This window comes from Candidatus Pelagibacter sp. HIMB1542 (assembly GCF_052047835.1).
GTDB lineage: Bacteria > Pseudomonadota > Alphaproteobacteria > Pelagibacterales > Pelagibacteraceae > Pelagibacter.
The window spans coordinates 529,325-553,513 of record NZ_JBNAJB010000002.1; the positions used below are offsets into that span (position 1 = coordinate 529,325).

The 24,189-nt window shown below is 30.6% G+C and carries 17 protein-coding genes and 2 tRNA genes; 14 read left to right on the forward strand and 5 right to left on the reverse strand.

Features of this window, described 5'->3' with window-relative positions:
* Positions 1-426, reverse strand: a complete 426-nt coding sequence (locus ACTTBI_RS07090) for a PaaI family thioesterase (protein WP_440653399.1) — start codon at positions 424-426, stop codon at positions 1-3.
* A 117-nt stretch (positions 427-543) separates the two neighbouring features.
* A tRNA-Arg gene (locus ACTTBI_RS07095) sits at positions 544-620 on the reverse strand.
* A gap of 147 nt (positions 621-767) precedes the next feature.
* Between ACTTBI_RS07095 and aceE the strand changes: the two genes are divergently transcribed.
* The 3 genes from aceE to ACTTBI_RS07110 are packed head-to-tail and all read left to right on the forward strand — an operon-like array spanning position 768 to position 5,971.
* Entirely contained in the window at positions 768-3,809 is a 3,042-nt protein-coding gene (aceE, locus tag ACTTBI_RS07100; RefSeq protein ID WP_440653401.1) for a pyruvate dehydrogenase (acetyl-transferring), homodimeric type, read from the forward strand.
* On the forward strand, positions 3,809-5,071 hold the full coding sequence (locus ACTTBI_RS07105) for a 2-oxo acid dehydrogenase subunit E2 (RefSeq protein ID WP_440653402.1): 1,263 nt from the start codon (positions 3,809-3,811) through the stop codon (positions 5,069-5,071). The genes aceE and ACTTBI_RS07105 overlap by 1 nt, the downstream gene beginning before the upstream one ends.
* Before the next feature lie 6 nt (positions 5,072-5,077).
* A complete protein-coding gene (locus tag ACTTBI_RS07110) occupies positions 5,078-5,971 on the forward strand; it encodes a DMT family transporter (protein WP_440653403.1) in 894 nt (297 codons plus the stop codon).
* On the opposite strand, the gene ACTTBI_RS07115 is transcribed toward ACTTBI_RS07110, so the two are convergent.
* A complete protein-coding gene (locus ACTTBI_RS07115; RefSeq protein ID WP_440653405.1) occupies positions 5,968-6,732 on the reverse strand; it encodes an undecaprenyl-diphosphate phosphatase in 765 nt (254 codons plus the stop codon). The genes ACTTBI_RS07110 and ACTTBI_RS07115 overlap by 4 nt on opposite strands.
* Positions 6,733-6,914: 182 nt before the next feature.
* On the opposite strand from ACTTBI_RS07115, the gene ACTTBI_RS07120 reads away from it, so the two are divergent.
* Positions 6,915-8,354, forward strand: a complete 1,440-nt coding sequence (locus ACTTBI_RS07120) for an NAD(P)-dependent oxidoreductase (RefSeq protein ID WP_440653407.1) — start codon at positions 6,915-6,917, stop codon at positions 8,352-8,354.
* Positions 8,354-12,859, forward strand: coding sequence for a glutamate synthase large subunit (gene gltB / locus ACTTBI_RS07125; protein ID WP_440653409.1), 4,506 nt, complete (start codon positions 8,354-8,356; stop codon positions 12,857-12,859). Before ACTTBI_RS07120 ends, gltB begins: the two co-directional genes overlap by 1 nt.
* Here the strand turns inward: gltB and ACTTBI_RS07130 are convergent.
* The gene (locus ACTTBI_RS07130; RefSeq protein ID WP_440653410.1) at positions 12,852-13,598 is read right to left on the reverse strand and encodes an alpha/beta hydrolase; all 747 of its coding nucleotides are present in this window, start codon (positions 13,596-13,598) and stop codon (positions 12,852-12,854) included. The genes gltB and ACTTBI_RS07130 overlap by 8 nt on opposite strands.
* A 42-nt stretch (positions 13,599-13,640) precedes the next feature.
* Between ACTTBI_RS07130 and ACTTBI_RS07135 the strand changes: the two genes are divergently transcribed.
* From ACTTBI_RS07135 to ACTTBI_RS07175, 9 genes are all read left to right on the forward strand, one after another.
* Positions 13,641-14,795, forward strand: coding sequence for a glycosyltransferase family 4 protein (locus tag ACTTBI_RS07135; RefSeq protein ID WP_440653412.1), 1,155 nt, complete (start codon positions 13,641-13,643; stop codon positions 14,793-14,795).
* Entirely contained in the window at positions 14,796-16,712 is a 1,917-nt protein-coding gene (gene thrS, locus ACTTBI_RS07140; protein WP_440653414.1) for a threonine--tRNA ligase, read from the forward strand.
* A complete protein-coding gene (gene infC, locus ACTTBI_RS07145) occupies positions 16,713-17,258 on the forward strand; it encodes a translation initiation factor IF-3 (protein WP_075505925.1) in 546 nt (181 codons plus the stop codon). It begins immediately after the preceding gene.
* Positions 17,259-17,311: 53 nt separating this feature from the next.
* Positions 17,312-17,518, forward strand: a complete 207-nt coding sequence (gene rpmI, locus ACTTBI_RS07150; RefSeq protein ID WP_023854436.1) for a 50S ribosomal protein L35 — start codon at positions 17,312-17,314, stop codon at positions 17,516-17,518.
* 2 nt (positions 17,519-17,520) lie between these two features.
* On the forward strand, positions 17,521-17,877 hold the full coding sequence (gene rplT, locus ACTTBI_RS07155) for a 50S ribosomal protein L20 (RefSeq protein WP_440633264.1): 357 nt from the start codon (positions 17,521-17,523) through the stop codon (positions 17,875-17,877).
* Between the two features lie 40 nt (positions 17,878-17,917).
* Positions 17,918-18,985, forward strand: coding sequence for a phenylalanine--tRNA ligase subunit alpha (pheS, locus tag ACTTBI_RS07160; protein ID WP_440650647.1), 1,068 nt, complete (start codon positions 17,918-17,920; stop codon positions 18,983-18,985).
* Positions 18,982-21,390, forward strand: coding sequence for a phenylalanine--tRNA ligase subunit beta (gene pheT / locus ACTTBI_RS07165; protein WP_440653416.1), 2,409 nt, complete (start codon positions 18,982-18,984; stop codon positions 21,388-21,390). Before pheS ends, pheT begins: the two co-directional genes overlap by 4 nt.
* A 5-nt stretch (positions 21,391-21,395) precedes the next feature.
* Entirely contained in the window at positions 21,396-23,204 is a 1,809-nt protein-coding gene (gene lepA, locus ACTTBI_RS07170) for a translation elongation factor 4 (RefSeq protein WP_440653417.1), read from the forward strand.
* 2 nt (positions 23,205-23,206) lie between these two features.
* Positions 23,207-23,296, forward strand: a tRNA-Ser gene (locus tag ACTTBI_RS07175).
* A gap of 3 nt (positions 23,297-23,299) precedes the next feature.
* On the opposite strand, the gene ACTTBI_RS07180 is transcribed toward ACTTBI_RS07175, so the two are convergent.
* Positions 23,300-23,956: an FkbM family methyltransferase gene (locus ACTTBI_RS07180; RefSeq protein ID WP_440653419.1), complete on the reverse strand. Its 657-nt coding sequence runs from the start codon at positions 23,954-23,956 to the stop codon at positions 23,300-23,302.
* Between the last annotated feature and the right edge of the window lie 233 nt (positions 23,957-24,189).

Genomic DNA, 24,189 nt, shown 5'->3' on the forward strand with positions numbered 1-24,189 from the left:
TTAACCACCTGGACCTAAGTTTGAAGGTTTAACTTTTAAAATTTTCCAAACACCTGTTGCTGATGTGATAATTTTGTTATTACATTTAAGCTCACAAAATAAAAATATTAATGTATTAGTTTTTTTTAAAATTTTTGTATGTCCAATAATTTCATCACCAACTTTTGAGGCACCAATAAACTTGATATCTAATGAAATAGTTACACATGGAGCATTACTCGCAGATCTGTGAGCAGCGGTTCCGGCACCTGCATCTATTAATGCTGATAGATAGCCTCCATGAGTTATACCAGCAGCATTTAAGTGATTTTCATTTATAGTAGATTTAAATTCATATTCAGTTTCAGAAATGTTTCTAAACAAAACACCTCCATTGTGTTTCATAAAACCAGGTGTTAAGCTTATTTGTTCAAATTCATTACTCATAAAATTTACAATACAATTGTTAATAGCAATAATAACAATGCGATAATTATAAAAAAGTAAATTACTGATTTTTGTAAAGATGCTTTTAAAAGCCAATCAATCATTTTTATCCTTTTTTGGTGGACCGCCCAGAACTCGAATCTGGAATCTCCCGGTTCGTAGCCGAGCGCCTTATCCAATTTGGCCAGCGGTCCAAAATTAATTTTATTAAAGATACTGTATTTTGAGGTTTTATTAACAAATTTTGTTCAATTAAAACACAGCTTTGCATAAAAAGATTAATTAATGTGATAAAATAACATAAAAATATATTTTATTTGAGTGTATAAGCCTTTTAAATAATGAGCGAAAAACTACTTGTTCCTGACATCGGTGATTTTGAGAATGTTGAGGTGATAGAATTACTTGTAAAGCCAGGAGATATAATCAAGGAAAATGATCCAATAGTTACAATTGAAAGTGATAAATCTAGTGTTGAAATTCCATCAACTATATCAGGAAAAATTGATACCATTAATGTCAAAGTAGGCGATAAAGTTTCAAAAGGTGATTTACTTTTAAGTTTAAGTAATTCAACCAAAAGTCTTCCAGAGAGCAATCTTCCTAAAGATACAGAAAATATTATTAAACAAGCTGAGGAAGCTATGGCTGTCAAAAAAGAGGAGCAGGTGAATGTACCAGAGCCAGCAAAAGAAAAAAAACAACCTATAATTCAAGTTACAAATGGATTAGATGCAGATCCTCTAGAAACCCAAGATTGGCTAGAATCTTTGTCTGCAGTAATTTCAAAAGATGGAAATCAAAGAGCTCACTTTTTAATTAAGGAATTAATTAACAAAGCTTATCGTGAAGGAGCAAATATTCCTTACACACAAAATACTCCATATATAAATACCATCCCTCCTGAGGCTGAAATAAAATCAAATGGAGATCAAAATATTGAGAGGAGAATAAGATCTCTGATCAGATGGAATGCAGCCGCGATGGTGGTAAGAGCTAACAAAAAATTTCCAGAATTAGGTGGACATATAGGAACCTTTGCATCTGCTGCAACTTTATATGATGTTGGAATGAATCATTTTTGGAGAGCAAAAAATAATAAATTTGGAGGTGATCTAGTATATTTCCAAGGACACAGCGCACCTGGAATGTATGCTAGAGCATTTTTAGAGGGCAGATTAACTGAGAAACAATTAGATAGTTTTAGACAGGAAGTAAAACCTGGAGGATTATCTTCATACCCTCACCCTTGGCTAATGCCAAATTTTTGGCAATTTCCGACTGTTTCGATGGGGTTAGGACCAATGCTTGCAATTTATCAAGCAAGATACATGAAATATTTAATCAATAGAGGATTGATTAAAGATGAGGGACGAAAGGTCTGGGCTTTTTTAGGAGACGGTGAAATGGATGAACCAGAATCCATGGGTGCAATTGGATTAGCAGCTAGAGAAAAACTAGATAATTTAATTTTTGTAATTAATTGCAATCTCCAAAGACTTGATGGACCTGTAAGAGGAAATGGAAAAATTATACAAGAACTTGAAGGTAGCTTTAGAGGTGCTGGATGGAATGTCATAAAAGTTATTTGGGGTTCATACTGGGACTCATTGTTAGCTAATGACAAAACTGGTCAATTAGTAAAAATTATGAATGAAACTGTAGATGGTGAATACCAAGCTATGAAAGCAAGAGATGGTGCATATGTGCGAGAAAAGTTTTTTGGAAAAAATCCAGATACTTTGGAGATGGTTTCATCTATGTCAGATAAAGATATTTGGAGATTAAATCGAGGAGGACACGATCCTCATAAGGTATACGCAGCTTATGATAAAGCAATTAAAAACCAAGGAAGTCCAACAGTTATTATTGCAAAAACAATCAAGGGATATGGAATGGGAAAAACAGGTGAAAGTGTAAACACTACTCACCAAACTAAAAAATTAGATGTGGATGATCTTATGTATTATAGAGATCGTTTTGACGTTCCCCTAACTGATGAACAAGTTAGAAACATAGAATACTTTAGGCCTGATGAGAAATCTCCAGAGATTAGATACATAAAAGAGAGAAGACTTAAACTGGGAGGCTATTTGCCAGAGAGATCAACCTTTGCAAAACCTATTAAAGCACCATCAAAAGATATTTTTGATTTTATGAAAGTTTCAACTGGTGAAAAAGAAATGTCTACCACAATGGCACTGGTCAGAATGTTAACTAATTTGTTAAGAGATAAAAATATTTCACCTAGATTAGTTCCAATTATCCCAGATGAAGCAAGAACATTCGGTATGGAAGGATTTTTTCAAAAAATTGGAATATATGCTCATGAAGGACAGAAATATGAACCCGAAGATGCTGCACAACTAAGTTCTTATAGAGAAGATAAAAGTGGACAGGTACTTGAAGAAGGAATTAATGAGGCAGGAGCGATGTCTTCTTGGATAGCAGCTGCAACTGCTTACACAAATCATGATATTGAAATGATTCCAATATACATTTTTTATTCTATGTTTGGATTTCAAAGAATTGGAGATTTAGCTTGGGCTGCTGGTGATAGCCAGGCTAGAGGTTTTTTAATTGGTGCAACAGCTGGAAGAACAACCTTAGCAGGTGAAGGATTACAACATCAAGATGGACATAGTCATTTGATTGCATCAACAATTCCTAACTGTGTAACATATGATCCCACATTTCATTATGAATTAGCAACTATTTTTAGAGAAGGTCTAAGAAGAATGCATGAGAAGAAAGAAAATGTTTTTTATTATATTACAACAATGAACGAAAATTATTCACATCCTGAAATGCCTAAGGATAAAAATTGTGAAGAAGGAATTCTTAAAGGAATGTATAAGATAAAGGAATTTAACAAATATAAAAAAACAAAACTTCAACTTTTGGGCTCAGGAACAATTTTAAGAGAGATGATGGCAGCAGCTGAAATTTTACAAAACGACTATCAAATTGATAGTGAAATATGGAGTGTTACAAGTTTTAATGAGTTAAGAAAAGATGGAATGGAAGTTGAAAGATATAACCTTTTAAATCCAGACAAAACTCCTAAAAAATCATATGTAGAGCAATGTCTTGGAAGCACCGAAGGACCAATTATGGCAGCATCTGATTATATGAGAATGAATTCTGATCAAATAAGACCTTATACAAACAATAAGAGCTTTTATTCTCTAGGTGCAGATGGTTTTGGAAGAAGTGATACTAGAAAAAATTTAAGAAAATTCTTTGAGGTAGATAAAGAACATTTAGTAGCTTATGGATTAAGCATTTTAGCAAAAGAACAATTGATAGCTTCAAAATATGCAAAAGATGCTATGAAAAAATACAAAATTGATGGCGATAAACCTATGCCAACAAAATTATAATGTCAGATATTGAAATTAAGGTACCAAATATTGGAGATTTTAAAGATGTTGAGGTTATTGAGGTATTAGTAAAAAAAGGCCAATCAATTAAAAAAAATGACCCTTTAATTACAATAGAAAGCGATAAGTCTAGCGTAGAAATACCATCTAGTTTTGAAGGTAAAATTTCTAACTTAAATATAAAAGTTGGAGATAAAGTATCTGAAGGAGATTTAATTTTAACTTTAGAAAAGTCATCACAGATAAATCAAAAAGTTGAACAAAAGCCAATAATAGAAAAAGAGTTTAAAAAAATTGAAGTAATAGAACCTGAAGTTCAACAAGAAACTAAAGTTTCAAATAATGTATCTAACATTTCATCAGCAAGCCCAAAAGCTAGAAAATTTGCTAGAGAACTCGGTGTAGATATAAATAAAGTTTTAGGAAGCAAGAGAGATGGAAGAGTTGTTGAAGAAGACATCAAAAAATTTGTAGCATTAAGATCAAACAATATCGCTGAAGTCGTTGAGGAAAAAAAACCAAGCAAAATCAAAAACGAATTTGAGCATTCAGATTTTGGTCAAATAGAGATCAAAGATATACCAAGAGTTAAAAAATTATCATCAAAGTATTTAACAAATTCATGGACCACTATACCTCATGTTACAAATCATGATGAGGCTGATATTACAGAAATGGAAAGTTTCAGAAATTCTTTGACTGACATTTATACAGGAGCTAAAATTAAAATTACTCCTTTAGCATTTATTATAAAAGCGTTAGTTGCTTCGTTAAAAAAATTTCCAAGTTTTAATTCTTCAATAGATGAAATTGAAACAGGTAAAATGACAATGAAAAAATATTATCATATAGGTATAGCTGTAGACACTCCAAATGGACTAATGGTTCCAAAAATTAGAAACGCTAATAATAAAAAAATTTCTCATATTAGTAGAGAGTTGAGGGAGGTAAGCGATCTTTGTAGAAATTTAAAAATAGACAAAAAAGAATTGTTTGGTGGTTCGATGACCATTACTAGTTTGGGTGGAATAGGTGGATCATTTTTTACACCAATAATAAATTATCCTGAAGTAGCAATTTTAGGAGTAGGAAGATCAGAGAAAAAACAAATTTATATAAATGGAAAGTTTCAAACTAGAACAATGCTACCGATTTCTTTGTCTTATGATCATAGAATTATTGATGGAGCTGAGGCAGCAAGATTTAACAATGATCTTAAAGAAAATTTAGGCAAAAATTTTGCTTATAAGCTAGCTGTATAATTAAAAATGTCTAAGCCCATTTCCCTATTAAGTGCTTTGTTATGCACTTTTATATGGGGCACAACTTTTATTGCTCAAGATACTGGTATGGACAATATTGGTCCTTTTACATTTAATGCTGTTAGATTTTTTGTTGGTTTTTTAGCTATTACCCCACTAGTAATTTTACTTGAATTAAAAAATTTTAAACCAGAATTAAAAACAGATAAAAAAACGTTTATAATTTATGTGTCTTTAATAGGATTGTCCTTATTTTTAGGTTCTGCATTACAACAGGTTGCTTTGCTATATACAGATGTTGCAAATGCAGCCTTTTTTACGATCTTTTATGTACCTATGGTGCCTATCATAATTTATTTGTTTGGAAAAAAATCAATTCATTGGAGTGTTTGGCCTTCAGTAATTTTGTGTTTAATTGGAGGATATTTATTAACAAATTTTTACGATGCAACTGTTAGGTTGGGTGATACTTTGGTTGTACTAGGAGCTTTATTTTGGAGCACACATATTATATTTACTGGAATTATTATTTCTAAATACAATCTTCCACTTACAATTGGAGCAATTCAAACTTTAATCGTAGCTATTTTATCTTTTTTCATTGGAATTCTTTATGAAGAATTTGTTTGGAACAACATTCTAATGGAAATATATTCTATATTATATGCTGGAATATTATCTGGAGGATTTGCATTTGTATTACAGATTTATGCACAAAAAAATATTACACCTGCACCAGCAGCAATTATTTTCTCCCTTGAAGGTGTATTTGCAACTGTAGCTGCATGGTTTATTTTAAATCAAGTATTAGATATAAATAATATATTTGGATGTTTTTTTATTTTGTGTGGAGTTTTATTATCACAATTACTCCCACTTATAAAAAGGAAAAAAATTTAATAAATTAAACCGAACAATACTAAAGCAATTATTATTCTATAAATTACAAATACATTCATAGAAAACTTATTTATAAAAATTAAAAAATATTTAACTGTTAAAAAAGAAAGAATAAAAGAAGATATAATTGCAATTATTACTAAATAATTAAATTCTGTTGGTTGATTAAAAATATCTTTTAAACTAAGCACACTTGCACCAGCTAACGCTGGGATAGATAGTAAAAAAGATATTTTACTCGAATCTACTCTATTAAATTTCAAAATCCTTGCAGCTGTTATTGTAATACCTGCTCTGCTTATTCCAGGTATCAATGATAAAATTTGCATCATTCCTATAAATAGAATTGATTGAATATTTAAATTTGTAGAAATTTTTTTATCAAAACGACTTTTGTCAGATATATATAAAACAATCGCAAATATTAAAGTTGTCCATGCAATTGTTTCAATGTTTCGTAAACTATAAATTAGCCCTGTGGTATACAAAAAATATCCAAACATTATTAATGGAATAGATCCAATAACAATTAAACTTATTAGTCTTTTATTTTTATTTATGTTTAATAACTCTTCTTTAAAGTAATAAACTATTGCAAAAAGAGATCCTAGATGAAGGCTTATATCAATTAGTAATGAGCTAGATTTAAATTCATATAAGCTTGAAACTAAAATTAAATGTGCAGAAGAACTTATCGGAAGAAATTCTGAAACCCCTTGAATTGCTGAAAGGATTAAAACTTCTATAATATTCTGAAACATAATTTCTTCGTAGCTTATAAAGCTTATATTTCAAACAATACGATTTGATCATAGTAGCTATGCATTTATTAGAAACCTGTTTATTTATAACAAAAATGAGAGATTAAAGGTCAATAAATATGACCTATTTAATGCTTTATTAAATAAAATCATTATATAATTTGCCGAAAATTATAATTTTTATGACTGACAAAATGTTAAAATTTGTAAAAATAGGTCAACAAACTCCACCTAAAAGAGAAGTTGATCAAAGAAAAAAGGATTTTAACGAGATATATGACGAATATATCAATGAAAAAGCTAAAGAACAATCAAGCAGATGTTCTCAATGTGGAGTTCCTTTCTGTCAAGTTCATTGTCCTTTAAGTAATAATATTCCTGATTGGTTAAAGTTAACTGCTGAAGGAAGATTAAAAGAAGCATATGAGCTTTCCCAAAGCACTAACAATATGCCTGAGGTTTGTGGAAGAATCTGTCCGCAAGATAGATTATGCGAGGGCAATTGTGTAATTGAACAGTCTGGTCATGGAACAGTTACAATTGGTTCCGTTGAAAAATATATAACAGATAACGCCTGGGAACAAGGTTGGGTTAAACCAATTGAAGTTACAAATGAAAAAAATCAAAGTGTTGGAATTATAGGAGCTGGTCCTGCTGGATTAGCGGCAGCAGAACAGTTAAGAAAAAATGGGTATAAAATTACAGTTTACGATCGTTATGATAGAGCTGGAGGATTGTTAATATATGGAATTCCAAATTTTAAATTAGAAAAAGAAATAGTTGAAAGACGAACAACGCTTTTAAAAGATGGTGGAATAGAATTCATACAAAATTTCGAAGTTGGTAAGGATGCAAGCTTAGAGCAATTAAGAAAAAAACATGATGCAGTATTAATTGCAACAGGAGTTTACAAAGCAAGAGAAGTTAATTTACCAGGTAATGATTTAGATAATATTTTTCCAGCAATGGATTTTCTTACAGCATCAAATAAGAAAGGATTGGGTGATGACGTTGAATTATTTGACAAGGGAATTCTAAATGCTGAGGGAAAAGATGTTGTTGTAATTGGCGGAGGTGATACAGCAATGGATTGTGTGAGAACTTCAGTTAGACAAAAAGCAAAATCAGTAAAATGCTTATACAGAAGAGATAAAGAAAATATGCCTGGTTCAGCAAGAGAAGTTGCAAATGCTGAAGAAGAGGGTGTTGAATTTGTATGGTTGTCTAGTCCTAAAGAATTTAAAGGAACTAATAAGGTAGAAAATTTAATTGTAGATCAAATAAAATTAGGTGAACCAGATGAAACTGGCAGAAGAAAACCTGAAGTACAAGAAGATTCAAGTTATGAAATAAAAGCAGATATGGTTATTAAAGCTCTTGGATTTGATCCAGAGGATTTACCTAATTTATTTGATAGCAATGAACTTCAAGTTACAAAATGGGGAACAATAAAAACAGATTTTGATACTATGGAAACTAATCTAAGTGGTGTTTTTGCTGCTGGGGATATTGTTAGAGGAGCTTCATTAGTTGTATGGGCAATTAAAGATGGGAGAGACGCAGCAGATTCAATAAAAAATTATTTAGAAACAAAATCCAAAAATGAGAAAAAAGTTGCTTAATGAAAACTTATAAAAAAAATTTTGATCTACTTAAGAAAAACAATGTCTATTCTGAAGATATGGAGCATGATGCTTGTGGAGTGGGTTTGATAGCTTCAACAGAGGGGAAAAAATCCAGGAATGTGGTTGAATATGGAATTGAGGCTTTAAAGGCTGTTTGGCATAGGGGTGCGGTAGATGCTGACGGGAAAACAGGAGATGGAGCTGGAATTCACTTAGAAATTCCAAAAGATTTTTTTATTGAAAAAATTGAGGTTACTGGACACAAGCACGATAATTCTGAAATCTGCGTAGGAATGATTTTTCTTCCACGTAATGACTATGCAGCACAAGAGAGCTGCAAAACAATTGTTGAAAGCGAATTAACGAAAAATGATTTTAATATTTATGGCTGGAGACAAGTTCCTGTTAATCCAAAGGTTTTAGGTGAAAAAGCTTTTCAAACTATGCCTGAAATTATTCAGGTACTTTTCAAACCTCATAATAAAGAACTTACCAATAAAGATTTGGAGAGAAGAATTTATGAGACAAGAAGAAAAATCGAAAACGAAGCTTTCAAAAAATCATTAAATAATTTTTATATTTGTTCGTTAAGTTCAAAATCAATTATTTACAAAGGAATGTTTTTAGCCGAAGCAATTTCAGAATTTTATTTAGATTTAAATGATGAAAGATTTGTATCAAGATACGCAATATTTCATCAGCGGTTTTCAACCAACACAGCTCCAAGTTGGAATCTTGCTCAACCATTTAGAGCAATTGCACATAATGGAGAAATTAACACATATAGAGGAAATAAAAATTGGATGAAAGTTCATGAACAAGAAATGAATAGTCCATTATTTGATGATATAGAAAATCTTAAGCCAGTTATTCAACAAGGAGCCTCAGATTCTGCAGCTTTAGATAATGTTTTCGAATTATTAAACATTTCAGGTCAACCTGCGCCATTAGCTAAACTAATGTTAGTTCCTGATGCATGGTCTAAGAAGAATAAGACTTTGCCAAAAGATCATCAGCAATTATTTAATTTTTTAAATAGCACAATGGAACCTTGGGATGGACCTGCCGCTATAGCTGGAACTGACAATGAGTGGGTTATTGCAGCAAATGATAGAAATGGATTAAGGCCTTTAAGATATGCAATTACAAAGGATAAGTTGTTGTTTGCAGGCTCAGAAACTGGGATGATCGAACTGAATGAAAAAAGAATTTTATCAAAAGGAAGATTAGGTCCTGGAGAAATTATAGGAGTAAGAATTGAAAAAGGTAAAGTATTTAGTAATAAACAAATTAAGGATTACTTAGCAAAAGAGTATAAACATTTTAATTCACAAATAATCGATTTAGATGACAAGCTAACGATTGAGGATGAAAAAAATTCTTTTTCAGGGGATGATTTAAGAAGAAGACAATATACTTTTGGGATTAGTTTAGAGGATCTTGAATTAATTTTACACCCTATGGCTGAGGATGCAAAAGAGGCTACAGGATCTATGGGCGATGACACTCCTTTAGCAGTACTATCAGATAAATATAGACCTCTGTATCATTTTTTTAGACAAAATTTTAGCCAAGTTACGAATCCGCCAATAGACTCTTTGAGAGAAAACAAAGTGATGAGTTTAAAAACAAGATTTGGAAATCTAGGCAATATTCTAGATTTTGATAATCTAACAAAACAGAATATTTACGTTCTAAATAGCCCAGTTTTATCTAATTCTCAGTTTGAAAAATTCATCAATTTTTTTGGAAACAATTCAACAATAATTGACTGTACCTTTGAAGAAAGTAGTAGTTTGTACGAAGCTATTAAAAAAATTCAAAAAGATGCGGAAATTGCTGTTAGACAGGGTGTTACACAATTAATTCTTAGCGATAAAGATTTATCAATTTCAAAACTTCCAATTCCAATGCTGCTTGCAGTTGGCGCAATCAACTCGTTTTTAATTGAGAAAAAATTAAGAGGCTATGTGTCAATAAATGTCCAATCTGGAGAAGCATTAGATACACACTCTTTTGCAACTTTAATCGGTGTTGGAGCAACAACAGTCAATCCTTATTTGGCGTTTGACAGTTTATATCAAAGATTTGAAAAAAAATTATTTGGAAAGTTTAGCTTTGAAGAATGTGTTGAAAGATACATTAAATCTGTCAATGCAGGTTTATTAAAAATCATGTCTAAGATGGGTATCTCTGTTTTAAGTTCTTACAGAGGTGGATGCAATTTTGAGACTGTTGGATTAAGCAGAACTATTGTTTCAGATTATTTTCCAGGAGTTGTGTCTAAAATTTCTGGTATTGGACTTACTGGAATTGAAAAAAAAATAAGAACAATTCATAAAGAAGCATTTGAAAGCACTGATACAATTCTTCCTATTGGAGGGATTTATAGATATAGAAAAAATGGAGAAACACACCAATATCAGGGCAAACTTATACATTTACTTCAAAGTGCAGTTGGTTCTAATTCTTATGACGCTTATAAAAGATATGCAGAAGGTATTTATAATTTACCACCAATAAATTTAAGGGACTTAATTGATTTTAGAGAAAAAAAATTAAAGGGAGCTATAGATATTTCAGAAGTAGAACCAATAGAAAATATTTTAAAAAGATTTGGAAGCGGAAGCATGTCTCATGGTGCTTTATCTAAAGAGGCACATGAAACTTTGGCTACAGGTATGAATAGAATTAAAGGAGCTTCTTGTAGCGGTGAAGGTGGTGAAGATGAAAAAAGATTTAAAGTGTTAGATAACGGAGATAGTGCAAACTCAAGAGTAAAACAAATAGCTTCAGCAAGATTTGGTGTAACAGTTAATTATTTAAACAATTGCAATGAGATTGAAATAAAAATTGCACAAGGTGCAAAGCCAGGAGAAGGCGGACAACTCCCAGGTTTCAAAGTTACAGATGAAATAGCAAAATTAAGACACTCAACGCCTGGAGTAACACTAATTTCTCCTCCACCACACCATGATATTTATTCAATAGAAGATCTTGCGCAGCTTATTTATGATTTAAAACAGATTAATCCAAAAGCAAGGATTGGAGTAAAACTAGTTGCATCCTCAGGAGTTGGGACTATTGCTGCAGGAGTTGCTAAAGCAAAAGCAGACATAATATTAATTTCGGGACATAACGGTGGAACCGGAGCTACCCCGCAAACAAGTGTAAAATACGTAGGTATTCCATGGGAGATGGGATTAACAGAGGCTAATCAGGTTTTAACATTAAATAATCTTAGACATACAGTTACACTTAGAACTGATGGGGGAATCAAAACAGGTAGAGATGTTGTTATAGCTGCTATGATGGGAGCAGAAGAGTATGGAGTTGCAACAACTGCTCTAGTTGCAATGGGATGCATAATGGTAAGACAATGTCATTCGAATACATGTCCTGTTGGTGTCTGTACTCAAGATGAAAAATTAAGAGAAAAATTTACTGGAACACCAGATAAGGTTGTTAATCTATTTACGTTTATAGCAACTGAGGTTAGAGAAATTTTAGCTAAATTAGGTTTTAAATCATTAAATGATATTATTGGCAGAACTGACTTACTTAGACAAGTTAGCAAAGGTTCAGATAATTTAGATGATTTAGATTTAAACCCTTTATTTGTTCAAGCAGATACTGGGAACAATACTAGATACTGTGAAAACCAAGAAATTAATTTGGTGCCAGATACTCTAGACCAAGAAATATGGCCTGAGATTGAAAAGGCTTTAGATAATTCTGAAAAAATTGAAAAAGAATATTTAATTAAAAATACTCATAGAGCAGTTGGGACAAGAATTTCTCACCATTTATATAAAAAATATGGCTATGAAAAACTTGATGATAATTTTTTAGTATTAAATTTTAAAGGGTCAGCTGGCCAATCTTTTGGAGCTTTTTCATCCAAAGGTTTGAAGTTGGTATTAAAAGGGGATGCAAATGATTATGTCGGCAAAGGTCTTTCAGGAGCTACAATTTCTATAAGACTACCAGAAGAAAGTAACTTAATTTCAAATGAAAATACTATCTTAGGAAATACAGTTCTATACGGAGCAACATCTGGAAAACTTTTTGCAGCTGGTCAAGCTGGTGAAAGATTCTCTGTAAGAAATTCAGGTGCAGTTACAGTTATTGAGGGATGTGACTCGAATGGTTGTGAGTATATGACTGGTGGAACAGTAGTAATTCTAGGAGATGTTGGAGATAACTTTGCTGCTGGTATGACAGGTGGTATGGCTTTTATCTATGATAAATCCCAAGAATTTGAAAAAAAAGTAAACCCAGAGTCAGTTGTTTGGCAGAATGTTGAAACAGATTTTTGGAAAGAAAATTTAAAAAATTTAATCAAAGAACATCATGAAGAGACAGGATCTTTGTTATCTAAAGAAATAATTAAAAATTATGATAATGAAATTAATAATTTCATTCAAGTTTGTCCTAAAGAAATGTTAGATAAACTTAAAAACCCTATCAGTTTAAAAAAAGTTATAAAAGAAGTTAGTTAATTAATAATTTTAATTCTTTTAAGATTATATTAAGCCATTTCTTATTTGATAAGCTATGGTCACCCTTTTTTACAACGATCAATTTCTTTTTTGCTTTTGGAAATAGATTTAAAACTTTTCTAGAATAACTTACTGGTACAGCTTCATCATATTCACCATGCACCATGGTAACATTAATTTTTGAATTTATTTTTTTATTTAAAACTCTATTTATTCTTCCATCTTTTATAAGCTGATAAGTGATTGGATACTCATAATTCCCATGTTTTAGGTGATATATACCTTTTTGGATTGTTTCTTGCTTTATTTTTTTGGAGAATTTTTTCCACATCAAATTTTCTAAAAACTCAGGTGCTGACCCAATTCCTAAAAATCCCATAATTTGTTTTTTAAATATTTTGAATTGTCTTAAAGCAATCCAAGCACCCATACTTGAACCAATGACATAAAAATTATTATTTTTTATATATTTATTTATTAATGTAGAAGTTTCTTTAGTCCACTTCGAAATATTTCCATTTGTGAATTTACCTGTAGATTTTCCATGACCCGAATATTCTAAAGCAAGAAAACTTATTTTATTTTTTCTTGCAAATTTTAAAAAAGCTTCTGGCTTTTTTCCTTCAAGATCTGACATAAATCCATGTAAGAAAACAATGAATGGGGAATTTTTATAAATTTTGCAAATATGTCTAATTTTCTTAGACTTTGAAATTGTGTGGAATCTGAAATTTGCCATAATCGTTTATAAGAATTGCTAATTAATATATAATCATATCAAATGTCATCTAATTTAAAAGTTTTGCAAGTAATTCCAAAACTTGGATATGGCGGCGCAGAGACCGGCTGTTATGATATTGCTCACTATTTGCCAGAAAACGGTTGCAAATCATTTATAGTTACTAGTGGTGGTGAGTTACTTAAATTTGTAGATAAAAATAAAGTAAAAGTTTTTAGACTTCCAGTTCAAAGTAAAAATCCAATATTAATTTTAATTAATGCGATAATTTTAACTTTTATTATTTTATTTAATAATATTTCAATCATACACGCCAGAAGTAGAGCGCCTGCATGGTCTTGTTTAATGGCCTCCAAGATAACAAGTAGAAAGTTTGTGACTACATTTCATGGAACTTATAATTTTAAAAGTAATTTGAAAAAATTATATAATTCAGTAATGGTTCGATCTGACTTAATTATTGCAGGATCAAACTTTATTTTTTCACATATCAAAGAAAATTATTCAAATTACTTAAATCAAAAAAAAAAATTATTAGTAATATATAGAGGAATTAATGTTGATTATTTTGACCCTACTACAAAACTTGAAACTGAAGAGAAAAAATTATTAAAACAGTGGGAAATAGAAAAAGATAAAAAGATTATGCTCTTGCCTGGTAGATTGACTACCTGGAAGGGACAAGAGGTATTTATTGAAGCAATCAATTTGGTAAATATTGAATTAGGTTATGAGGCATTTTATGCTGTTATCCTTGGAAGTGATCAGGGAAGAGATTTGTATAAAAAAAAACTAATAAGGCTTTCAGAACAATATAGGTTGACTAAACAGTTAAGATTTATCGATCACTGTAAAGATATGGCGTTAGCTTACAAAGTTTCTGATATAATTGTTTCAGCTTCTATTGAGCCAGAAGCTTTTGGTAGAGTTTCTGTAGAGGCCCAGTCTATGGAGAAACCAATTATTGCAAGTAATATTGGTGGCTCTAATGAGACGGTCATTGATGAAAAAACAGGCTATTTATTTAAAGCAGGTGACGCAAAGTCATTAAGTCAGAAAATTTTAAAAACTCTAACTATTGACGAAACTCAATTAAAATTAATTGGTATTGAAGGAAGAAAAAATATAGTTCAAAAATTTAATGTTGAAAAAATGTGCTTTTCTACTTATTCAGAGTATAAAAGATTAATAAATTAAATGCCTATAATTACATTACCTGACGGAAATAATATTGATTTCCCAAACAAAGTTACTGGATTGGAAGTAGCGCAAAAAATTAGCAAATCATTAGCCAAACAAGCAATGATTATAAGCATAGATGGCGAGTTAAAGGACTTAGATCATTTAATTGAGAAAGACTGTTCAGTAAAAATTTTCACATCTAAAAATCCTGAAGGTCTAGAAACTATTAGACATGATACTGCTCACATATTAGCGATGGCAGTGCAAGAATTATTCCCTGGAACACAAGTTACTATTGGCCCTGTAATTGAAAACGGATTTTATTATGATTTTGCTAGAAAAGATCCGTTTACAGAAGATGATTTAACAGAGATTGAAAATAAAATGAAAGAAATTGTTGATCGAGATGAGATTACCAAAAGGGAAGTTTGGGACAGAAATAAAGCCATAGATCATTTTAAAAAAAAAGGTGAAATTTATAAAGCTGAGTTAATAGAAGCAATACCGGAGAATGAAGATGTTTCAATTTATTTTCATGGAGATTGGCATGATCTTTGTAGAGGACCACATCTTTCTTCAACAGGTAAAATTGGAAAATACTTCAAATTAATGAAAGTTTCAGGAGCTTATTGGAGAGGTGACTCCAACAATGAAATGCTTCAAAGAATTTATGGTACAAGCTGGGCTTCTCAAAAAGATTTAGATGAGCATCTAAAAAGAATAGAAGAAGCAGAAAAAAGAGATCATAGAAAATTAGGAAAAGAAATGGACTTGTTTCATTTTAGAGAAGAAAGTCCAGGCTCAGTTTTTTGGCATGAGAGAGGGTGGGCATTATTTCAAAAATTAATTAATTATATGAGAAGCAGACAGGATGCTGCTGGATACAAAGAGGTAAATACACCTGAAATTTTAGACCGACAATTGTGGGAAAAATCTGGTCACTGGGAAAAGTATGGAGAAAATATGTACACGTCAGAAACTCCTGATGAGAAAGTGTTTGCAATAAAACCAATGAATTGTCCTGGTCACATACAAGTATTTAATCAGGGATTGAAAAGTTATAGAGATCTTCCATTACGTATCACAGAATTTGGTAAGGTTCATCGTTACGAACCATCAGGTGCTTTACATGGTTTGCTTAGAGTTAGAGCTTTTACTCAAGATGATGCGCATATTTTTTGTGCGGAAGATCAAATTACGAGTGAATGTTTAAATGTAACAAATTTAATCTTAGATATTTATAAAGATCTTGGATTTGAAAATGTGATTTTAAAATATGCTGATCGACCAGAGGTTAGAGTTGGAGATAATGAGGTTTGGGATAAGGCAGAAGCTTCACTTCTTGAAGCAGTTAAAGCTTCTAAGTTAGAGTATAGTATTAATAAAGGTGAAGGCGCCTTCTATGGGCCAAAAATTGAATTTGTTTTAAGAGATGCTATTGGAAGAGATTGGCAATGTGGAACTTTACAAGTTGATTTAAATTTACCTGGAAGATTAGACGCATCATATGTTGATAAAGACGGAACAAAAAAAGTTCCTGTTATGCTTCATAGAGCGTTGTTTGGTTCATTAGAAAGATTTATTGGAATATTGATTGAAAATTATGCTGGTAAATTTCCTTTTTGGATTTCACCTTTACAAACAATGGTAATTCCAATTTCAGAGGAATTTAATAATTATGCTATTGAAGTGTCTAAAAAAATTAAAGGTGCAGGCATTAGTTCTGCAGTTGATATTAAAAATAATAATTTAAACTATAAAATTAGAGATCATTCTTTAGCAAAAATACCTCTTTTATTAATTTGTGGTAAAAAAGAAGTTGACTCCAATTCAGTAACGATTAGAAGGTTAGACTCTAATAAACAAGAAAATATGGATATAGATTCATTTTTAAATACTTTTTCTGATTTAAATAAAGCATCATCAAACTAAGTGGCAGATTTCAAACAAAATTACTTTCAAAGAAGAACAAAGGATAGAGGTCCAAGATCTAATAACCGAATATCTTCACCTGACGTTCAAGTTATTGCAAGTGATGGTGAAAATCTTGGAGTGATAAGCACTAATGAAGCTATATCAATGGCAAAAAACCAAGGTTTGGATTTAATTGAAATTGCACCTAATGCCAACCCACCTGTTTGTAAAATAATGGATATGGGAAAGTATAAATATGATGCACAAAAAAAAGCAAATCTTGCAAAAAAGAAACAAAAAATAATTTCATTAAAAGAAATCAAAATGAGACCTGTAACTGAAACTCATGATTATGAATTTAAGGTCAAAAATGCAAAAAAATTTATCTCCAAAGGAGATAAAGTTAAATTTACTATCAGATTTAAAGGGCGAGAACTCCAACACTCTCATTTAGGCAATGAACTGATGGGTAAAATTAAAGAGGATATGAAGGATATTGGTAGAGTAGAGTTGCAACCCAAATTTGATGGGAAGCAAATGATCATGGTAATTCAACCTTTATAAGCCTTAATAGAGGTTGTAAAATTTCAACATTCTTTGTATAAGTCCGCAGAATTATGCCAAAATTAAAAACAAAAAGCTCAGCAAAAAAAAGATTTAAGATATCAGCTAAGGGCAAAGTTATATCTGCTCAAGCAGGTAAAAGACACGGTATGATTAAACGAACGAATTCACAAATTAGAAAATTAAGAGGCACTACGACTTTGTCTAAACAAGATGGCAAAATTGTTAAATCATACATGCCTTACAGTTTAAGAGGGTAATAATGGCAAGAGTTAAAAGAGGCGTAACAAGCAAAGCAAAACATAAAAAAGTTTTGAAAGCTGTAAAAGGTCAGTGGGGCAGAAGAAAAAATACTATCAGAGTTGCTAAACAAGCTATGGAGAAATCCATGCAATATGCTTACAGAGATAGAAGAAATAAAAAAAGAGATTTCAAATCATTATGGATACAAAGAATTAATGCTGGTGTAAGAGCAGAAGGTATGACTTATTCAAAATTCATTAATGGTTTAAGTAAATGTGGTGTTGCAATAGATAGAAAAATTTTAGCTGAAATTGCTTACGATAGTCCAGAAGCATTTAAAACAATTGTACAAAAAGCTCAATCCGCTTTAAATTAATCTCTATTGTTTTTATTTCTTAAGGAAATAATCTACTAATATGTCAGACATAAAAAATATTAGAGATCAATTTTTATCAAAGCTCAAAAATGAGCTAAGCTTAGATGAAATCAATTCAATCAAAACAGAGTTATTTGGAAAAAATGGTCAAATTTCATCTTTATTCAAAACTGTAGGATCAATACCAGAGTCTGACAGAAAAACTTTTGCAGCAGACTTGAATAAAATAAAAGATGAACTGCAATCTTTAATTTCGGAAAAGATTAAAGAAATAGAAACAAAAGAAGTTAATCAAAAACTTGAAAAAGAAAAAGTTGATATAACTTTACCTGGAAGACCTTTTGTTAGAGGAAAAATTCATCCTGTATCTCAAACTATAGATGAAATTTCATCTATATTTTCAGAAATAGGTTTTAGTGTTGAAGAAGGACCAGATGTAGAAAATGAATATAATAATTTTACTGCACTAAATACTCCAGATAATCACCCAGCTCGTGATATGCACGATACTTTTTATTTAGACGAAAATAAGGAAGTTTTGTTAAGAACGCATACTTCACCAGTTCAAATTAGAACTATGTTAAAAGACAAGCCACCGTTTAAAATTATTGCCCCAGGTAGAACATATAGATCAGATAGTGACCAAACACATGCCCCAATGTTCCATCAGGTTGAGGGCCTTCATATAGATAAAGATATTAACATGGGTCATTTAAAGGGATGTTTAAATTATTTTATAAAAGAGTTCTTTGAAGTGGAAAAAATCAAAATGAGATTTAGACCAAGTCATTTCCCTTTTACAGAACCATCTGCAGAAGTAGATATTGGTTACGAAATTAAAGATGGTAAAATTGTTATAGGAGAAGGGGATCAGTGGCTTGAAATTTTAGGATGTGGAATGGTTCATCCAAATGTTTTAAAAAATGTTAAAGTTGATCCTGCTAAATACCAAGGATATGCATTTGGTATAGGTATAGACAGGTTAGCTATGCTAAAATATGGTATTAATGATTTAAGAGCTTTTTTTGACTGTGATTACAGATGGTTAAATCATTTTGGATTTGATCCTCTTGATGTTCCTACAAATTATAGAGGTCTAAGTCGATGAAGATAACATTTGATTGGTTAAAAGATCATTTATCTGTAAGTGCCAAGGAAGAGAAGTTACTTGAGAAATTAACTGATATTGGACTTGAAGTTGAAAGTGTTGAAAATTTATCTGAAGGTTTAGATTTATTCAAAGTAGCAAAAATTTTAAAAACTGAAAAACATCCTAATGCAGACCGTTTAAAAGTTTGTGATGTTGATGTAGGTGAAAAAGAGATTAAGAAGGTCGTATGTGGTGCACCAAATGCTAGAGAAGGTTTAATTACTGTTTATGCTCCTCCTGGTGCGGTTATTCCAAAAAATAAAACTAAATTAGTTATAGCAAAAATTAGAGATGTTGCATCCTATGGTATGCTTTGTTCTGAATCAGAACTGAATTTGTCTGAAGAAAGTGATGGAATTACTGAGCTTTTGTCTTCGAAATACAACAACAGTATCGGAAAAAGTTTTTTTACTCAATCTAGTTCTAATTTGATTGATTTATCAATCACACCCAACAGACCAGACTGTCTTGGTGTTAGAGGAATAGCTAGAGATTTAGCAGCTTCAGGCTTTGGTAAATTAAAACAGATTAAAGAACAAAAAATAAAATCGAAAAAATCTCAAACAATTAAAGTAAAAATTACAAACGAAAAAAATCAAGGATGTTTTTCTTTTGGAAGCTGTTTGGTAACAAATGTAAAAAATACTGAAAGTCCAAAGTGGTTAAAGGATAAATTAATTTCTATAGGTCAAAAACCTATTTCAGCAATTGTTGATATTACAAATTATGTAATGATTGATATTAACCGGCCATTACACGCATATGATGCTGATAAAATTGAAAAAGGTATAATTGTTAGAAACTCAAAATCTGGCGAAGAGTTTACAGCTTTAGATAACAAAACCTATAAACTTGAAGATGATATGTGTGTAATTAGTGATGATCAAGGTGTGTTGGGACTTGGTGGTATCATTGGGGGCACAAGATCTGGAACAGAAATGGATACACAAAATGTTTTAATCGAATCAGCTTATTTTGATCCAAGATCAATTAGAAGAACAGCAAAAAGATTAAATATTGATACAGATGCAAAATTTAGATTTGAAAGGGGAATAGACCAATTATCAATTGAAGAAGGTTTAAATAAAGCAGCTTTTTTAATTAAAGAAATTTGTGGTGGTGAAATTAGTAAGCTAGATATTCAAAAAATCAGTACATTTAAAAATCAAATAATTAAATTTGATCCAAATTCGTTTGAAAAAGTTACAGGTTTTAAAATTTTAACAAAAGATATGTTAAAAATTTTAGACAACTTAGGTTTTACGTGCAAAAAAGATAAAAAAGTTTTTAAACTAAGTATCCCATCGTGGAGACCAGATATTACTCAGGAAATAGATGTTGTTGAGGAATTGGTAAGAATAGTTGGTTATGATAAAATAAAGATAGAAGAACCTATCAAAGAGAGAAAAAAATCTACTTTAACACAAACTCAAAAATTGTTTCATTTCCTCCAAAGATCTGTTGCTTCAAAAGGTTATTTGGAAGCAATTACTTGGTCTTTCACAGATGCGAAATATAATGATTATTTCAAAGGACAAAATGATGAATTAAAAATTGTGAACCCTATAAGTTCAGAATTAGGAGTTTTAAGAAATTCGATATTTTCCAATTTAATTATGTATATGAGCAAAAATATTGATAGAGGTATTAAAGATCTATCTATTTTTGAAATAGGACCAACATTTTTTGGAAAACAACCTGGTGAACAAAATATAGTAGTCTGTGGTTTATCTGCTGGAAAAAAATCTCGACTTTCTTGGTTAGAAAAAGAGAGAAATATAGATGTTTTTGATATTAAAAAAGATGTAGTTCAAACTTTAGTTGAAGCAGGTTACGATGCAGAAAAATTTTATATTGATGATGGAACACCTGATTATTATCATCCAGGTAAATCAGGAAGATTATTTTTAAACAGAGGTAAAGAAAGTGTAGCCGCATACTTTGGTGAAATTCATCCAAATATCATTAAGCAAATAGATATGAAGACTGAATCTCTAGTAGGTTTTGAAATATTTCTTGATAATTTAAAATTACCAAAAAAATCATTAAAAGATCAAAAAACAAAATATTCTGTTTCAGATTATCAAAAGTCAGAAAGGGATTTTGCTTTTATAGTTGATAAGAAAATTAATGCTCAAGATTTAGTAAATGTCTTATCAAATGTTGATAAACATATGATTTCTAACATTAATGTTTTTGATGTTTATGAGGGCGATAATATTCCTCAAAACCAAAAATCAATTGCGATTAGCGTTACAATTCAATCTCAAGAAAAAACTCTTAAAGAAGCGGATTTAGACCAAATAAATAAGTTAATTATAGAAACAGTAGAAAATAAAACTGGTGCTAAAATTCGATCCTAAAGCCAATGAGTTCAATCGATAATATAAGAAATTTTGCAATTATTGCACATATTGATCATGGAAAATCTACAATTGCAGATAGGATAATTCATAGTTGTGGTGGTTTGACTGAAAGAGAGATGAAAGCTCAAGTTTTAGATTCAATGGATATTGAACGAGAAAGAGGTATCACCATTAAAGCTCAAACAGTAAAGTTAAATTATAAAGCTAAAGACGGAAAAGAATATATTTTAAATATTATAGATACCCCAGGTCATGTAGACTTTAGCTATGAGGTAAGTAGATCATTATATGCGTGTGAAGGTTCAATTTTGATTGTGGATAGCACACAAGGTGTTGAAGCTCAAACTTTAGCAAATGTATATCAAGCATTAGATACAAATCACGAAATTGTCCCAGTATTAAATAAAGTAGATTTACCAGCTTCTGATTTAGAAAGAACAAAAAAACAAATAGAGGAAGTTATTGGGATAGATACCGAGAATGCAATTCCTTGTTCAGGAAAAACTGGAGAGGGAATAGAAGATATTTTAGAGCAAATTATAACGACTTTACCAGCACCAAAAGGTGAGAGTTTATATAATTTAAAATGTTTACTAGTTGATAGTTGGTACGACACTTATTTAGGTGTTGTCATATTAGTTAGAGTAATTGATGGGAAACTTTCTAAACACATGAAGATTAAAATGATGTCTACAAATCAAGAATATATTGTAGAAAAAGTTGGTGTTTTTACACCAAAGCCAGTTGATATTACTGAACTAAAAACAGGAGAAATAGGATTTATCACAACAGGTATAAAAGTGTTATCAGAGACAAAAGTTGGAGATACAATTTGTGATGCAACAAAACCATTAAAAGATGCTTTACCGGGTTTTAAACCAAGTAAACCTGTAGTATTTTGTGGATTGTTCCCTGTAGATAGCTCAGAGTTTCAAAAATTAAAAGATGGTTTAGCAAAGTTACAATTAAATGATGCAAGTTTTTCTTTTGAACCAGAGTCATCTTCAGCTTTAGGATTAGGATTTAGATGTGGGTTTTTAGGTTTGCTTCATCTAGAAATTGTGACAGAAAGACTTGAAAGAGAATTTGATGTTAATTTATTAACAACAACTCCTGGTGTAGTTTATAAAGTTCATTTAAATAATGGTGATACCATGGATTTACAAAATCCATCAAGCTTACCTGATCCTACATTAATAAAATACATTGAAGAACCTTGGATAAAGGCAACCATTATTACTCCAGATCAGTACTTAGGTTCAATAATTAAAATGTGCCAGGACAAAAGAGGAGTGCAAACCAACCTTAGTTACTCTGGCAGTAGAGCAGTGGTAAATTATGAACTTCCTCTAAATGAGGTTGTGTTTGATTTTAACGACAGACTTAAGTCCATGACGAGTGGATATGCAAGTTTTGATTATGAGATTATTGAGCATAGAGAAGGTGATCTAGTAAAACTTGGTATTTTAGTTAATGCTGAACCTGTTGATGCTTTAGCTATGATGATACATAAAGATTTTGCTCAAAAAACTGGGAGAGAAGTTTGTGAAAAATTAAAAGACTTAATTCCAAGACATAATTTTATGATTCCTGTTCAAGCTGCAATTGGAGGAAAAATTATTGCTAGAGAAACTATCAAAGGATTTAAAAAAGATGTTTTAACAAAAATTCATGGTGGTGGAGCTACAGATAGAAAAAGAAAATTATTAGAAAAACAAAAAAAGGGTAAGGCCAGATCAAAACAATTTGGAAGAGTGGAAATACCTCAAGAGGCATTTATTGGTGTTCTTAAAATTTCAAAAGAAAAATAATTGGAGAGGTGGCCGAGTGGTTGAAGGCGCACGCTTGGAAAGCGTGTAAAGGAGCAATTCTTTCATGGGTTCGAATCCCATTCTCTCCGCCATAATTAAAAATTATTATAAAAAAAATTAGATCTATTTTTTACTTCAAAAATTTTTTTATAACCTATAGCTAAGAGATAATTATTAACTGAATTAAAATTTTTTTCAAAAATTTCAATTTGTAAAATACATTTATTGTTCACAAGAGTCTTATTTATACCTTCCAAAACATTTAATTCATGTCCCTCTACATCAATTTTTAGGGATAATTTTTCATCTCTTAAATTTAAATAGTCATCACCAATTTTAAAGTCTGCAAAAAAACTATCATGATTTTTTAAAACAGCATCATTATTGGTTACTCCAGCGCCTCCTGTTTGTTGATATCCAAATTTAACCATTGTCTGCATCTTTAGCTTACTTGAAACATTAGATAATCCAAAATTATTCAAATTAATTTTTTTTGATAAATCAGGATTTATATCTAATGATTTTGAAAATTTATAAAAAGCCTCTTTGTTAGGTTCAAAGGCTATAATGGAAATATGTTTGACATTTTTTCCAATTGTTAAAGAATAGTACCCACAATTAGCACCAATATCTAAAAAAAATTTAATTTTATTGATATTAATTTTTTCTATAAGATGATTAATTTCCGTACTTTCAAATTCATTGTGTAATATTAATTCCCTATCTATTGGATCTAGAAAATCTAGAAACATTTTAGTATTTTTAATTTTGAAATAGCCTCTATTTTTTTTTAAAAATTTTAATAATCTAATGAGTACACTTGGTATAAGCCTTTTTAAAATAGGGAGTTTAAGAAGTTTCCTGAATATCATTAAATTTTTTATTTTTTCCGATGAAATTACATATAAATGATTTGAGGACATTAAATATCTAAAATCTCATTGTTTTTAAATGTATTTTAAAAGCATTTTTTTGATAAAAGTTG